The organism is Pseudolysinimonas sp. (genome assembly GCF_049651805.1).
Lineage (GTDB): Bacteria > Actinomycetota > Actinomycetes > Actinomycetales > Microbacteriaceae > Pseudolysinimonas_A.
On the sequence record NZ_JBASCU010000030.1, the window covers coordinates 20,387 to 33,565 of the forward strand.

Consider the following 13,179-nt stretch of genomic DNA (forward strand, 5'->3'; position numbering starts at 1 on the left):
GGCACCGCTTCGGATGCCCGCTCGGCTCAGACTGCCTGATGGGTGCGGGCATACTCGGCGACGGCATCGCGGATCAGTGCGCTACGAGTGCGGCCCTCGCGCTTCGCGAGTTCGTCGACGATGCCGTCGAGCTGAGACGAGGCGCGGATCTTCCAGGTCACGTTCTCTTCGGCGGAAAGCCGCGGGCGGCCGAGTGCTATCTGCTTGGCCGCCTCGATGGTGTCGGCCCCTGTCGCGGCGAGCAGGGCGGCGCGGCCGCTGAGCGCCGCCTCCTCACCGTGCTTTGCGGTTCCCTCGATCGGGGTGAGCTGGCCGGCCTCGGCCCGGTGGGCGAGGGCATTCCAGTCGTAGTTGTCGGTCATGATCATCGGCCCTTCTGGGTGGTCAGGTGGCGGTAGATGTCGGAGAGCGGCATCGCGTGGAAGATCACGAACTCTGAGCCGCGAGCAGCCGCGACAACCTCGATATAGCGATCAGTCTGACCGTGCGGGTGTCCGACCCACACGCGGGTTGTCCAACCGGGTCGACCTTCGACCTCCTCTGAGCCACTCGCGTGCTCGATAGCCCACAGAACCTCCTCTCGGGGGATTCCGTGCTTTGCCGAGGACTCGGTCCAGGTGACTGCCACGCAAAAGAGTACCACAAAATACGACCCACAGCCGGGGTGGCGTCGGGTCTCGACACGCCGCCTGCGGCGGCTACTCGACCACCGAGGAGGGGGTGGGTGTCGGGGTGTAGGGAACGAGGGCGGCGTCGACGGTGGCCTGGACGAGCGTGTCGCCTCAGTCGAGACCAAGATCGACGGGCTTGACCGCGACGTGCGGGCGCTCACTCGGCACGTCTTCGGTCCCGACCGCGGCTGAGGTCTGGGTTTCGATCCGCCCTACGCGGCGCGCTACTCAACCCGCGGCTCACGCTCATGCGGGCTACGGCCTCGACATGGGGACGCGGTAGAATTGCCGCATGACCACCGACCGGATCACTGCAGATGTCGCAGTCATGGCTGGCGTGCCGACGATCCGTGGTACTCGAGTCACCGTTTCGGCGGTCCTCGGCCAGCTCGCGGCAGGCTCCACGATCGACGAGCTGCTCGCAGACTACCCGTCACTCGCACGTGACGACGTGTACGCGGCGCTGGCATTCGCTGCAGAGTCGATGCCGCAGGAGCGCCCGTTCGTCGCCGCATGAGGCTACTTGTCGACGAAAATCTCTCCCCGCGTGTCGCCGCGTTCCTTGGCGAGGCCGGATTGGATGCGGTGTATGTCCTCGACCGCGGACTCGGTGGCGCATCCGACAGTGACGTGAGCGCGCTCGCCATCGCAGAGGACCGGGCGATTGTCTCGGCAGACAGTGACTTCGCGAGCATGCTTGCCTTGGGCCAGGGCACCGCGCCGTCACTGGTGCTGCTGCGCTCGGGCGATCAGCTCAAACCGGCCGAGCAGGCGGCGCTACCCCTCGCTCCTCACCCCTCGAAACTTCGCGGTTTCGATACGCGTCGCCCTCCGGGCGGCGCCACTCAACCAGCGGGATCGGTGGGCGGCGGCGTGTACGGCACGAGCGCGGCATCCACAGTCGCTTGAATGAGCTCGAAGTCGGGGTTCGCCTCGTCGTCGATCAAGGGTGGCACGAAGTCGATTTTGGTGAGGGGCAGCTCTTTGGTCTTCTCCCCCAGTTCGACGAAGTAGCCGAGCATCGACTGCGGGATGTCGGTCGACACCACCTGCGACCCGGCTTGGGCGACCCCCTGGAACTTCAGCAGCACGTTCGCCGGGTCCATCTGGCGCAGGATCGCCTCCTGCACCTGACGTTGGCGCGCCATCCGGTCGTAGTCGGTGGTGCCGTAGCGCGAGCGGGCGTACCAGAGCGCCGTCTGCCCATCCATGCGCTGAAGCCCAGGTTCGATGAAGCCGATCGGGTCGGCGGGGCGGCCGTTGTCGAAGGTGTTTGACCCCAGCGGAACGCGCTCGGTCACGTCGATCTCGACCCCGCCGAGGGCGTCGATGAGCGCCGCGAACCCCTGCATGTCGATGAGCACGTAGTACGGAATTTCGAGGCCGAGGATGCCTTCGGTGGCATCCCGTGTGGCCTCGATTCCGGGTCTGCTGCCCTGCTCCACGGCGTCGGGGTAGAGGTCGGGATGCTCTTCGGCGTAGGTGTAGAGATAGCTGACGAGGCACTCGGTGCCGCAGTTGTAGCCGTTCGGAAACGGGCCCCACAGCGGCGAGTCCGCAGCGAAGGGCACGTCTTCCATGTTGCGCGGGATGCCGAAGATCGTCGCCGACCCGGTCGCCGCCTCGATGCTCACGACCGAGATGCTGTCGGGGCGAAGGCCCAGGCGATCGGGCCCGGCGTCGCCGCCGAGCAGCAGGATGTTGTACCGGCCGTCGATGGGCGGTTCCGATGCGCCGGGGGCGAAGATGCCGAGCAGCCCGATCGCCGCGACCGAGTTGGCGACGACGAACCCGCCGCCGGCGAGTGACGCCACGAGCAACAGCACCCCGACGCCCGCGACGAATCCGCGAGCGCGCGGCGCGAGCCGCACGAATCGTACGAGCCGCAGCGTGTCGAAGGTCAACACGATCCACAGCACGACGTAGAAGAGGACCACCACGACGAGAGCGAGGAGTGCGGGGGTGAAGGTCAGGATCGTCAGCAGCACGCCGCGGGCGGCGAGAGCGAGCACGACGGAGGCGACGACAAGCAGCCAGAACAGGAGCGTCGTGGCGAGCCCGAAGCGGCCCAGCCGACGGTTGCCCGCCAGCACCTGGGCGGAGCCCGGGATGAGCAGGTTGAGTACGACAAGCCACCAGCCGCGCCGCGACATGAATCGCGGCGAGCGCAGGTCCGGGTTGCGGACCGTCGAGGTGACCTGGCTCACGAGCCGTTGGCGAGGCGGGCGTTCTTGTCGGCGACCATGGCCTCGAGCCCGGCGGCGAACTCGGTGAGCTTCGCCGTCAGCGCCTCGTCGCCTGACGCGAGAATGCGCACCGCGAGAATCCCGGCGTTGCGGGCGTTGCCGATCGCGACCGTCGCGACCGGGATGCCGGCGGGCATCTGCACGATCGACAGCAGCGAGTCGAGCCCGTCGAGGTTCTTCAACGGAACCGGCACGCCGATGACCGGCAGGGTCGTGACCGAGGCGATCATGCCGGGCAGGTGGGCGGCGCCGCCGGCGCCGGCGATGATGACCCGGATGCCGCGGTCGGCCGCGTCGGCGGCGAAGTCGATCATCGCGCGCGGGGTGCGGTGCGCCGAGACGATCTTCACCTCGTGCGGGATGCCGAACTCGGTCAGGGCCGCGGCGGCGTCGTTCATGACGGCGAGGTCGGAGTCCGATCCCATGACGACGGAGACGAGCGGATTCACGGCTCCAGGCTATGCCTCAGGCGTCGAAGAACGCCGCCGCGGCACGCGCCCGCGCCCGCACCTCGTCGAGGTTCGTTCCCGTCGCGGTGACGTGGCCGACCTTGCGTCCGGGTCTCGACGTCTTGCCGTAGGAGTGGAACTTCACGTCAGGATGCGCAGCCAACGCGTCGGGGTAGCGGTCGGGCATCGTCGCACCGGCCGGGCCGCCGAGCACGTTCACCATGACGCTGACCGGCGAGTGCGACGACGTGTCGCCGAGCGGCAGGTCGAGCACGGCGCGCAGGTGTTGCTCGAACTGGCTGGTGACGGCGCCCTCGATCGTCCAGTGTCCGCTGTTGTGGGGGCGCATCGCGAGTTCGTTCACGAGCAGGCGTCCTTCTGTCGTCTCGAACAGTTCGACGGCGAGCACACCGGTGACGTCGAGCCCGCTAGCGATCGCTTCCGCGAGATCGCGCGCCTCGTCGGAGAGCTTGCCGGCGCCCGGTGCCGGGGCGGTGACCTCGGCGCAGACGCCGTCGCGCTGGACGGTCTCGGCGAGCGGCCACGCGGCGACGTCACCCGAGGGCCGCCGCGCGACGAGCTGGGCGAGTTCCCGACGGAACTCGACAAGCTCCTCAGCCAGCACCGCGCCGGTGGCGAGCCAGTCGTCGGCCGCATCGGCACTGCGCACGATGCGCACGCCCTTGCCGTCGTACCCGCCCTTCGGCGTCTTCACGACGGCCGCCCCGCCGTTCGCGTCGAGGAACGCGGCCAAGCCGTCGCGGTCGCGCACCTCGGCCCACACCGGAACCGGGATGCCGAGAGCGGCGAGCCGTCGACGCATGACCAATTTGTCCTGTGCGACCTCGAGTGCTTCGGGCCGCGGACGCACCGGAATCCCAGCCCCGACAAGGTGCGCGAGCACGTCTTGCGGCACGTGCTCATGGTCGAAGGTGACCACATCGACGTCTGCCGCGAACCCCAGCACGGTGGCGGCATCCCGATAGTCGCCGACGGCCGTGGCGGCGAGCGCGGCCGACGCGCCGTCGATCTCGGCGAGCACCCGCAGCTCCACCCCGAGGGCGACGGCGGGAGGGATCATCATCCGAGCGAGCTGGCCACCGCCGACGACCCCGATGACCGAACCCACCCGGCCAGCCTATCCGGGGGCGCCGGCACGGTCGGAGCGGCGGCTAGGCTTCCACGGTGATCACCCGGATCGTGAACCTCGCACGTGTGGTCTGGGACAAGCTGCTCAGATACGCGCTCAAGTTCGGGGTCGTCGGGCTCGCCGGCTACGTGACCGACGTGACCGTCTTCAACCTTCTGCGACTCGGAGTCTTCGGCTCCGATCACTTCTTCGCGGGCCCGATCGGCGCCAACATCCTGTCGGTCGCGATCGCCACGATCGTCACCTGGTTCGGCAATCGGTACTGGACCTTCCGCGAGCATCGCCGCAAGAACTACCTCCTCGAGTTGCTCGAGTTCGCCACCGTCGCCCTCGGCGGCATGCTCATCGCGATGCTCTGCCTGTGGGTGTCGCACTACCTGCTGGGCTTCGACAATCTCGTCGCCGACAACATCTCGAAGAACGTCGTCGGGCTGTTCCTCGGCACCGCCTTCCGTTTTCTGCTCTACCGCTTCTGGGTCTATGGCCACCACCGCAAAGACGGCCTGTCGGCGCACGAGCACAAGGCCGAGGCGGCGGCGCTCTCGATCTTCGAAGACGACGCCGAGGCGTCGAAAGACGCCGACGGGCCGACCCGCGCGTTGACCGCGCGGGACTGAGGCTCAGGCCGGGCGCACGTGCACGACGTCGCCGACGGCGACCACGACGGTGTCACCGGACTCCCCGCGCACCTCGAGGTGGCCCGTCGCGTCGATGCCCGTCGCCGTGCCGAGCAGCGTCGATCCATCGGCGAGCGACACGACCACTTGGGCTCCGATTGTCGCGCAGCGAGCCACGACGCGTTCCCGCAACCGCGACACCGGCCCGGGCGCCTCGAGTTCGTTGCGCAGGCGCGCCAGGTACCGCGCGATCAGGCGGTCGAGGTCGCCCGGCTCCAGGACGACGCCGGCCAGGGCGAGAGACGTCGCGGTCGCCACCGGTAGCTGCTCCGCCGTCTGCGTGAGGTTGAGGCCTGAGCCGATCACGGCATCCCGACCCCCGGGGGCGACCTCGATGAGGATGCCGCAGACCTTGAGCCCGTCGAGCAAGAGGTCGTTGGGCCACTTCACCGCGACGCGACCGGGCGCCGACTCGTCGAGCGCCTCGGCGAGGCTGAGCCCGGCGAGAAGGGGAAGCCACGGCGCGAGCGGATGCCGCAGCGCGTCACGCACCAGAACCGAGAGGGCGAGTGCGGTGCCCGCCGGTGCCACCCACGAGCGGTCGAGCCGCCCGCGGCCAGCCGTCTGATCGAGCGTCAGCAAGGCCGTGAACGACGGCACCGCAGGGTCGGCCGCCAGCGCAAGCAGTTCGCTGTTCGTCGAGGGGGATGACGGCCGGACGAGCAGTTCAGGCACGGCCGACCTGTTGAGTGGGAACTCCATGCCGCGAGCCTAGGATGGCGGTCATGCCGGAGCACGCGAGCACCCCTGGCGTGCTGGTCATCACTCCGACCTACGACGAGGCGGGCAGCCTTGCGGCGACGGTCGCCGCCATCCTCGACGTCACCCCCCGATCGCACGTGCTGGTCGTCGACGACGCGAGTCCCGACGGCACGGGGGCGATCGCCGACGGCCTCGCCGCCGCCGATCCGCGGGTGACGGTGCTGCATCGCCCCGCCAAGCAGGGCCTCGGCCGGGCCTACGTCGCCGGGTTCCGGGTCGCCCTCGACCGCGGCTACGACGTGATCGTCGAGATGGATGCCGACGGCTCCCACCCGGCATCCGCACTGCCTGGTTTGGTGGCCGCCCTCGACGACCCCGTGGTCGGGCTCGCGATCGGCTCGCGCTACGTACCCGGCGGCGGGCTCGCCGACTGGGCTGCCGGGCGCAGGCTGCTGAGCCGCGCCGGCAACGCCTACGCCCGCGCGATTTTGCGGCTCGGAGTGCGTGACGTGACGGCCGGTTACCGGGCGTACCGCGCCGACGTGTTGCGCGGGCTGCCGCTCGACGAGATCGACTCGCGCGGCTACTGCTTTCAGATCGACATGACCCGGCGCACGCTCGACGCGGGGTGGAGCATCGTCGAGCGGCCGATCGAGTTTCGGGAGCGCACCGCGGGACGCTCCAAGATGAGCAAAGCGATCGTCGTCGAGGCGATGTGGCGGGTCACCGTCTGGGGCATCGCCCGGCTATTCCGACCGCAGCGAGTCCTTCCCCGCGCCGCCGGTAGGCAGTTCTCCGCCGCGGGAGAGATCGTTTCGGAAAGCCTCGACCCGAACACATAGCGTCGATCTCGCAATCCAGGGAGAATGGACGGGTGATCGACATGACCGAACCCCAAGTGTGGGTACTCATCGGCGTGTTCGCGACAGCGGTCTTCGGGATGCTGACCTGGCAGACGATCAGCTTCAACCGTGCACTGCGCACATCGATCGATTCCCTGCGCGAGGTCATGGACGTGCGCTTCGAGGCCGTCAACGCGCGATTCGACGCGGTCGACGCGAAGATCGACGCGCTCGACCGCGACGTGCAGGCTCTTACCCGGCACGTGTTCGGCACCGACCCGCGCTGAGCGCTTTGGCGGTTCCCGCCAAGGGAGACCGCCGTGCCCTCGGTAGGCTGACAGCCGTGACCGCCGAAGCTGCACCCACCCCCGCACCCGATCTGTCGACGACCGCCGGGAAACTCGCCGACCTCAAGGTGCGCTACCACGAGGCGGTCACCGCGAGCGGTGCTGCTGCGATCGAGAAGCAGCACGCGAAGGGCAAGAAGACCGCGCGCGAACGTATCGAGGAGCTGCTCGACCAGGGGTCGTTCGTCGAACTCGACGAGTTCGTGCGGCACCGCACCAACGCGTTCGGCATGGAGAAGAACCGGCCGTACGGCGACGCGGTTGTCACGGGAACCGGCACCATCCACGGCCGGCAGGTCGCCGTGTACTCGCAGGATTTCACGATCTTCGGCGGCTCGCTCGGTGAGGTCGCCGGCGAGAAGATCATCAAGGTCATGGAGCTCGCGCTCAAGACGGGAGTGCCGATCATCGGCATGCTCGACTCCGGTGGGGCGCGCATCCAGGAGGGGGTCGTCGCCCTCGGCAAGTACGGCGAGATCTTCCGGCTCAACACCGCGTCGTCGGGCGTCATCCCGCAGATCTCGATCATCATGGGCCCCGCCGCTGGCGGCGCCGTGTACGGGCCGGCGCTCACCGACTTCGTGATCATGGTCGACAAGACCTCGCAGATGTTCGTCACCGGCCCCGACGTCATCAAGACCGTCACCGGCGAAGACGTCGGCATGGACGAGCTCGGCGGGGCGCGCACCCACAACCAGCGCACCGGGGTCTCGCACTACCTCGCCGAAGACGAAGACGACGCCCTCGACTATGCCCGGGCGCTCATCTCGTTCCTGCCCGACAACAACCTCGTCGACGCTCCGGTCTACGAGTCGGAGACCGAGCTCGAGATCACCGACGAAGACCGTCGGCTCAACACCGTCATCCCCGACTCGCCCAACCAGCCGTACGACATGCGGTCGATCATCGAACTGCTCGTCGACAACAACGACTTCCTCGAAGTGCAACCGCTGTTCGCGCCCAACATCCTCATCGGCTTCGGCCGCTTCGAAGGTCGCAGTGTGGGCATCATCGCCAACCAGCCGAACGCGATGGCCGGCACCCTCAACATCGACGCGGGCGAGAAGGCCGCGCGTTTCGTACGGTTCTGCGACGCCTTCTCGATCCCGATCCTCACCCTCGTCGACGTGCCCGGCTACTTGCCCGGCACCGATCAGGAGTGGACGGGTGTCATCCGTCGCGGCGCGAAGCTGCTCTACGCCTACGCCGAGGCGACGGTGCCGCTCGTCACCGTCATCACCCGCAAGGCCTACGGCGGCGCGTACATCGTCATGGGCAGCAAACAGCTCGGCGCCGATCTCAACTTCGCCTGGCCGACCGCCGAGATCGCCGTCATGGGTGGCCAGGGTGCGGTCAACATCCTCTATCGCGGCGACTTGAAGAAGGCGGCGGATGCCGGCGAAGACGTCGCCGCCGTGCGCACCCGCCTCGCCAACGAGTACACCTACAACGTCGCGTCGCCGTTCCTCGCCGCCGAACGCGGCGAACTCGACGGCATCATCGAGCCCGCGGCGACCCGTATCGCAATCGTCAAGGCGCTGCGCGCGCTGCGCACCAAGCGCGCCTCGCAGCCGCCGAAGAAGCACGGGAACATCCCGCTGTGACCTCCGAGCAGGCGGCGCCGGCCGCGCCCGAGATCCGTTTCCTCGGCGGGCAGGCCACCGACGACGAGATCGCCGCCGTCACCGCCGTGCTGTCCGCCGCGCTCGACGAACTCGCCGGCGAGAGCCGACGCAGCAGCGAGGCGGGGGCCAGCGGCTGGCAGGCGAGCCAGCGCAACGTGCGGAAGCCGTTGCCGCACGGCTCGTGGCGCAACTTCAGCGCCTGAGCGCACGACGGAATCCGTCGCCGCCACGCGCGATTCCATCGAAAAGCGCCCAGGCAACAGCGGAGGTGCACGCCGATGTCCCCCGAAGCAGCGGCGAGACCGACCGAATTGCACCCTATTGACGGGCCGGCGACGGTTTGCTTGTCCCCCGAAATGATGACTTGGTGAGGGCCCGCTCCACGGGTAGTTTGGGACTCGAAGGTGCATCTCCCAGAGATCCACCGCCATGGATCGGCGTCAAGGGTAAGCGTGCCGATCATGTGGGGGCGAGTCAGGGCGATATTCGGGTTGTCGCCCTGACTCGATTATTGGACGGGGCCGGATCTGATCCAGATCCGGCCCCGTTTCCTTTGCCGTTAGAGTTGTCGCGACTCGCGACCCGCGCTCCCGCTCCGATCGAGGTACCCGTGACCGAAGCCGCCGCCCCGACGGCCACCGCCCTCGTTCGGCACCGCCGCGGAGGCTGGCGCTCGCGCCTCGGCACCGCGCTCTACATCGCGGCGAGCCGCATCGACTGGGCCGAACCCGAGATCGAAGGCCTCGGCCAGGTGGTCAAGCCCGGCGACACCGTGCTCGACATCGGCGCGGGGCTCGGCATGTACACGGTGCCGTTGTCGTACTTCATCGGGCCGACCGGGCGCATCGACTCCGTCGACCCGCAGCCGCGCAACTTCCACGTCGTGCGCTTCCTGCGCGTGCTCGTCGGCACGGCGCGCGGCAAGCTGCGCCGGGTCGCCATGGGCCCGACCTCCGGTGAGGGCGAGGTCATCGTCCCCATCCACGGTCCTTTCCCGATCTTCGGGCACGGCCATCTGCGACCCCTCGGCACCCCGTCCTCACGGCGCGTGCACCGCATCCGTACCGACATCGACACCATCGACGCCTGGGTCGAGCGCGAAGCCCTCGGCCGCATCGCGTTCATCAAGATCGACGTGGAGGGTTTCGAACCCTCCGTCATCGCCGGAGCCCGCGCGGTGATCGACCGTGACCGACCCGCTCTGCTCATGGAGATCGAAGACCGCCATCTCGTGCGCTACGACCGTGGCGCCGCGGAGTTCCTGGCCGAGATCGCCGAACGCTGGCCCGAGTACCGGATCTACACCTGGGTCGACGGGGCGTGGGCCCCCACCGCCGGCGTGCGGCCCGAGGTGCGCAACTACCTCTTCACGACCGAGATTCCGGCATAGACCGACTACTGAGTCGCGACTCTCGGGATCTCGAGCCACAGCTCGACCTCGTCGTCATCGAGGGAGTTGCCGAGCAGGCTGGCACTGCCGTCGTCGCTCGAACGCAAGCCCACGACGGTGATGGCGACGTCGGAGCCTTCCGGCACGGTGCGGGCGATCACCTTGTCGGCGTTGGTGCGCCGCAGCGCATCGGCGAGCGCCCCGAGTACCCGGTCGAGGTCTTCCCCCTCGATGTCGTCGATGCCCCCCTCGTCGAGCAGCGTGACGGTCGTGCCGCGGCGCCGGGCGAGCATGACCTGTTCCCGCACCGCGTCGTTCAACAGCCGCCGCCCGCGGATCTCATCGCGGATCGCGCCCTCGAGGTGCAGACACTCGGCGCGCTGCGCCGCGGTCAGATCGCCGGCGCTCTGCTGGATCGTGCGCAGCATCGGCAGCGCCATCACGGTGGTCTGCCCGAGTCTGAATTGTCGCTCGTTGAGGTGGGCCTCCTGCGCCGCCTGCCACTCCGCGGCGCCCCGCTCGGCGATCGCGAAGCGTTGCGAGTCGCGCACCGCTTTGGCCAGGGCGTTGGTCAACAGATGGGCCACCCCCACCCAGGATGCCGAGCCGATGACACCGAGCGCGGCCAGGTACTCCGGCCCCGCCCACAACACCGTCTGCGCGACCAGGAACCCGATTCCGACCCAGGCGAAGCCCGGACGGCGGCGCACCGCGACGATGGTCATGAGCGTCCCGACGGCCGCGACGTACCACGTCGCGTAGCCGTTGCCGCCCTCGCGGCGGGGGTCGAGCACGAGTGCGACGATGAGCGGCAGGATGACCGCGATGGCGACGGCGAACGCGGCGAGCCAGATCGGCATCCGCGGCCGCTTGTCGGGAAAGAGCACCGCGAACGTCGCCACCGCGTAGACCGCCAACGCGACGATCACCGGTTCGTTCGACGAAGCGAATTCGCCCTGTAGCGAGTAGACGCCGAGCACGATGATGTAGCTCGAGAACAGCGTAGCGACGACGACGATGAGCGGCCGTGGCACGGAGACCCTCATGCGCGTTCCTCGACCTGGTCGACGACCTCGTCGTCGTCGGTGGCCGCGGAGTCGTCGTCGGTGGCCGCGGAGTCGCCATCCCAGCTCAGGATGATGACCGTGCCTTCCCCGGGCGCGGTGTCGATGCGGGCGTGGCCGCCTGCGCTCGCGACCCGCTCGAGGATCGAGACGCGCACCCCGAGACGCTCGGTGGCGATCTGGTCGGGATCGAATCCGACACCCCGGTCGCCGATCTCGATCGTGAAGGCCTGGTGACCCTGCGAGTGCATCTCGACCCAGCGATCCACGCCGTTGCCCGCGTGCTGGAGGCTGTTGATCATCGCCTGCACGGTCGCGGAGTACGCCGCATCGGCGACGGTCACCGGAATTTCGCACCACTCATCGACGAAGGTGTGTACGGTGACCGGCTGCGACATGCTTTCGGCCGCGCTCGTGATGCGTTGCGCGAGGATCTCCCCCGAGATCGTGGCCTCGGAGTCGGGCGCCACGGCGACCGCCTCGCGCAGATGCCCGATGGCGTTGCCGGCCATCGTGGCGGCCAGCGTCTTGGCTTCGGGGCTGAAGGCGCGCGCCGCCGAGATCAGGGTGGTGAGCACGCTGTCGTGCACGATCGAGTCGACCTGCACCCGCTCGGCCTCGGTGGCGTGCTGCCGTACGGCGTGCGCGTAGCGCGCCAGTGCGTTCTGCTGGGCTATGTCGACCCCGCTCGCGGCCGCCCGCAGCACCGTCACGAGAATGAGGATGCCGCCGCCGAGCAGCATCGAGTAGACCGAGTCGAGAATGGCCTGCACGGGAAAAGCACCGCCCCCCGCCGGCGTCACCCGAATGATCCCGTAGAGCACCGGGGTGAGAACCGTGTAGGCCAGAGCGAACGCGACCTTCATCGAGACCGTCGCCATCGCGGCGGCGATCGTCAACAACAGGTACAACCAGTAGCTGTCCTTGTCGGCCATCGCGACGCCGATGTCCACCACCGCGAACGGCCAGCTCGCGAGGGCTACGAGATACACGATCGTGAACGTCATGTAGGTCGACCGCACGTACCGCTTCACAATGGCCGCGATGACGCAGGCCACGAGCGACCCCACGAGGAGGGTGAGAATCACCGTGCGCCACACCGGCGTTGCATTCGGTAGCTGCGAAATCTGAAGCGGCACGGACTGGGCGAAGAACGCGACGCCCACGACTGCCGTCAGGCGCGCACCCGCGACCTCGACGCGGAGCAGGCTGAGCGGGTTGCGGACCGGGCGGCCGAATGCGGGCTGGCCGGCGGCCTGGTTAGTTGTCGCCACCGTCGGGGTCGAGCCCTGGCAGGATGCCGTCCTCGACCGCGCGACGAAGAAGATCGACCTTCGTCGGAGCGGGTCGACCGACCTCGACGTACTTCACCCGGATGCGGTCGAGGTACTCGCGGGCCGTCGAATACCCGATACCGAGCTGCTCGGCGGCCAGCTTCAGCGGCAGACCCGACGCGTACAGGTGCAGGATCTCGCGCTCGCGACGCCCGAGCTGCGCCTTCGCGAAGTCGCGGTCGGCGTCGATCGCGGTCGCCCACTCGAGGTTGTTGAGCACCTCACCACGAGCGACCGTTGCGGCAGCGGCGATGACGGTCTTGGTGGCCGACGACTTGGGGATGACGCCCGCGGCTCCCGCGGCGAGCGCCTCGCGCACGAGCCCCACGCGGTCGGCGATGCTGTGCACCAGAACGGCGGCCCCGGCGGCCTGCACGCGCTTGACGTTGTCGGTGACGGTCGAGCCGTCGCCCAGCGAGAGGTCGAGCACGACGACATCCACTTCGGTTCCGGCGAGCGCTGCGATGAGATCGTCGACTGTCGGTGCCACCGCGACGACGTCGTGGCCTTCCTCGGTGAAGGCCGCGCGCAGGCCGAGCCGCACGGATTCGTGGTCGTCGACGATCGCCACGCGCGCGCCGACCGTCTCCGAACCGGATGTCTGGTCTCGATCGACCATGTGCGTCACGCTCATCCCGTTCTCCTCCGCGTTTGGACGTCGAGCATCCGGGGCGGTCCTGAT

At 68.7% G+C, this 13,179-nt stretch carries 16 protein-coding genes; 8 read left to right on the forward strand and 8 right to left on the reverse strand.

The annotated features are described in order from the left end of the window. Positions 1-26: 26 nt before the first annotated feature. Positions 27-368, reverse strand: a complete 342-nt coding sequence (locus tag WBL06_RS07715; RefSeq protein ID WP_424455407.1) for a ribbon-helix-helix domain-containing protein — start codon at positions 366-368, stop codon at positions 27-29. Positions 369-963: 595 nt separating this feature from the next. Between WBL06_RS07715 and WBL06_RS07720 the strand changes: the two genes are divergently transcribed. Both WBL06_RS07720 and WBL06_RS07725 read left to right on the forward strand, forming a co-directional pair. After that, a complete protein-coding gene (locus WBL06_RS07720) occupies positions 964-1,188 on the forward strand; it encodes a DUF433 domain-containing protein (RefSeq protein ID WP_424455408.1) in 225 nt (74 codons plus the stop codon). Next, on the forward strand, positions 1,185-1,580 hold the full coding sequence (locus WBL06_RS07725) for a DUF5615 family PIN-like protein (protein WP_424455409.1): 396 nt from the start codon (positions 1,185-1,187) through the stop codon (positions 1,578-1,580). The genes WBL06_RS07720 and WBL06_RS07725 overlap by 4 nt, the downstream gene beginning before the upstream one ends. Here the strand turns inward: WBL06_RS07725 and WBL06_RS07730 are convergent. Genes WBL06_RS07730 through WBL06_RS07740 form a run of 3 tightly spaced genes read right to left on the reverse strand, consistent with a single transcriptional unit; the run spans position 1,517 to position 4,495 of the window. Beyond that, on the reverse strand, positions 1,517-2,878 hold the full coding sequence (locus WBL06_RS07730; protein WP_424455410.1) for an LCP family protein: 1,362 nt from the start codon (positions 2,876-2,878) through the stop codon (positions 1,517-1,519). The genes WBL06_RS07725 and WBL06_RS07730 overlap by 64 nt on opposite strands. Beyond that, positions 2,875-3,342, reverse strand: a complete 468-nt coding sequence (gene purE / locus WBL06_RS07735) for a 5-(carboxyamino)imidazole ribonucleotide mutase (RefSeq protein ID WP_424455485.1) — start codon at positions 3,340-3,342, stop codon at positions 2,875-2,877. The genes WBL06_RS07730 and purE overlap by 4 nt, the downstream gene beginning before the upstream one ends. Positions 3,343-3,382: 40 nt before the next feature. Continuing rightward, positions 3,383-4,495 carry a 5-(carboxyamino)imidazole ribonucleotide synthase gene (locus WBL06_RS07740; RefSeq protein WP_424455411.1) on the reverse strand — a complete coding sequence of 371 codons (1,113 nt, stop codon included), beginning with the start codon at positions 4,493-4,495 and terminating at the stop codon, positions 3,383-3,385. 56 nt (positions 4,496-4,551) lie between these two features. On the opposite strand from WBL06_RS07740, the gene WBL06_RS07745 reads away from it, so the two are divergent. After that, on the forward strand, positions 4,552-5,133 hold the full coding sequence (locus WBL06_RS07745) for a GtrA family protein (protein WP_424455412.1): 582 nt from the start codon (positions 4,552-4,554) through the stop codon (positions 5,131-5,133). Positions 5,134-5,136: 3 nt separating this feature from the next. Here WBL06_RS07745 and WBL06_RS07750 read toward each other — a convergent pair whose 3' ends face one another. Continuing rightward, positions 5,137-5,895 carry a biotin--[acetyl-CoA-carboxylase] ligase gene (locus WBL06_RS07750; RefSeq protein WP_424455413.1) on the reverse strand — a complete coding sequence of 253 codons (759 nt, stop codon included), beginning with the start codon at positions 5,893-5,895 and terminating at the stop codon, positions 5,137-5,139. A gap of 23 nt (positions 5,896-5,918) precedes the next feature. Between WBL06_RS07750 and WBL06_RS07755 the strand changes: the two genes are divergently transcribed. The 5 genes from WBL06_RS07755 to WBL06_RS07775 all read left to right on the forward strand — a co-directional run bounded on the left by WBL06_RS07755 (position 5,919) and on the right by WBL06_RS07775 (position 10,099). Continuing rightward, positions 5,919-6,737: a polyprenol monophosphomannose synthase gene (locus tag WBL06_RS07755; protein ID WP_424455414.1), complete on the forward strand. Its 819-nt coding sequence runs from the start codon at positions 5,919-5,921 to the stop codon at positions 6,735-6,737. A 41-nt stretch (positions 6,738-6,778) separates the two neighbouring features. Then, positions 6,779-7,024 carry a hypothetical protein gene (locus WBL06_RS07760; protein ID WP_424455486.1) on the forward strand — a complete coding sequence of 82 codons (246 nt, stop codon included), beginning with the start codon at positions 6,779-6,781 and terminating at the stop codon, positions 7,022-7,024. Positions 7,025-7,080: 56 nt separating this feature from the next. Then, positions 7,081-8,688, forward strand: a complete 1,608-nt coding sequence (locus WBL06_RS07765) for an acyl-CoA carboxylase subunit beta (RefSeq protein ID WP_424455415.1) — start codon at positions 7,081-7,083, stop codon at positions 8,686-8,688. Then, entirely contained in the window at positions 8,685-8,912 is a 228-nt protein-coding gene (locus WBL06_RS07770; protein WP_424455416.1) for an acyl-CoA carboxylase subunit epsilon, read from the forward strand. Before WBL06_RS07765 ends, WBL06_RS07770 begins: the two co-directional genes overlap by 4 nt. A 407-nt stretch (positions 8,913-9,319) precedes the next feature. Continuing rightward, positions 9,320-10,099: an FkbM family methyltransferase gene (locus WBL06_RS07775; protein WP_424455417.1), complete on the forward strand. Its 780-nt coding sequence runs from the start codon at positions 9,320-9,322 to the stop codon at positions 10,097-10,099. A gap of 5 nt (positions 10,100-10,104) precedes the next feature. On the opposite strand, the gene WBL06_RS07780 is transcribed toward WBL06_RS07775, so the two are convergent. The 3 genes from WBL06_RS07780 to WBL06_RS07790 are packed head-to-tail and all read right to left on the reverse strand — an operon-like array spanning position 10,105 to position 13,131. Further along, complete coding sequence (locus WBL06_RS07780) at positions 10,105-11,145, reverse strand: hypothetical protein (RefSeq protein WP_424455418.1); 1,041 nt, start codon at positions 11,143-11,145, stop codon at positions 10,105-10,107. After that, positions 11,142-12,437: a sensor histidine kinase gene (locus tag WBL06_RS07785; RefSeq protein ID WP_424455419.1), complete on the reverse strand. Its 1,296-nt coding sequence runs from the start codon at positions 12,435-12,437 to the stop codon at positions 11,142-11,144. The genes WBL06_RS07780 and WBL06_RS07785 overlap by 4 nt, the downstream gene beginning before the upstream one ends. Next, positions 12,424-13,131 (reverse strand): response regulator, encoded by a 708-nt coding sequence (locus WBL06_RS07790; protein WP_424455420.1) that lies wholly within the window; start codon positions 13,129-13,131, stop codon positions 12,424-12,426. Before WBL06_RS07790 ends, WBL06_RS07785 begins: the two co-directional genes overlap by 14 nt. Positions 13,132-13,179 lie beyond the last annotated feature (48 nt).

Coding starts and splice junctions, on each gene's coding strand:
- WBL06_RS07715 (WP_424455407.1), bottom strand. CDS start 368: ATGATCATGACCGACAACTACGACTGGAATGCCCTCGCCCACCGGGCC.
- WBL06_RS07720 (WP_424455408.1), top strand. CDS start 964: ATGACCACCGACCGGATCACTGCAGATGTCGCAGTCATGGCTGGCGTG.
- WBL06_RS07725 (WP_424455409.1), top strand. CDS start 1,185: ATGAGGCTACTTGTCGACGAAAATCTCTCCCCGCGTGTCGCCGCGTTC.
- purE (WP_424455485.1), bottom strand. CDS start 3,342: ATGGGATCGGACTCCGACCTCGCCGTCATGAACGACGCCGCCGCGGCC.
- WBL06_RS07750 (WP_424455413.1), bottom strand. CDS start 5,895: ATGGAGTTCCCACTCAACAGGTCGGCCGTGCCTGAACTGCTCGTCCGG.
- WBL06_RS07755 (WP_424455414.1), top strand. CDS start 5,919: ATGCCGGAGCACGCGAGCACCCCTGGCGTGCTGGTCATCACTCCGACC.
- WBL06_RS07760 (WP_424455486.1), top strand. CDS start 6,779: ATGACCGAACCCCAAGTGTGGGTACTCATCGGCGTGTTCGCGACAGCG.
- WBL06_RS07780 (WP_424455418.1), bottom strand. CDS start 11,145: ATGAGGGTCTCCGTGCCACGGCCGCTCATCGTCGTCGTCGCTACGCTG.
- WBL06_RS07790 (WP_424455420.1), bottom strand. CDS start 13,131: ATGAGCGTGACGCACATGGTCGATCGAGACCAGACATCCGGTTCGGAG.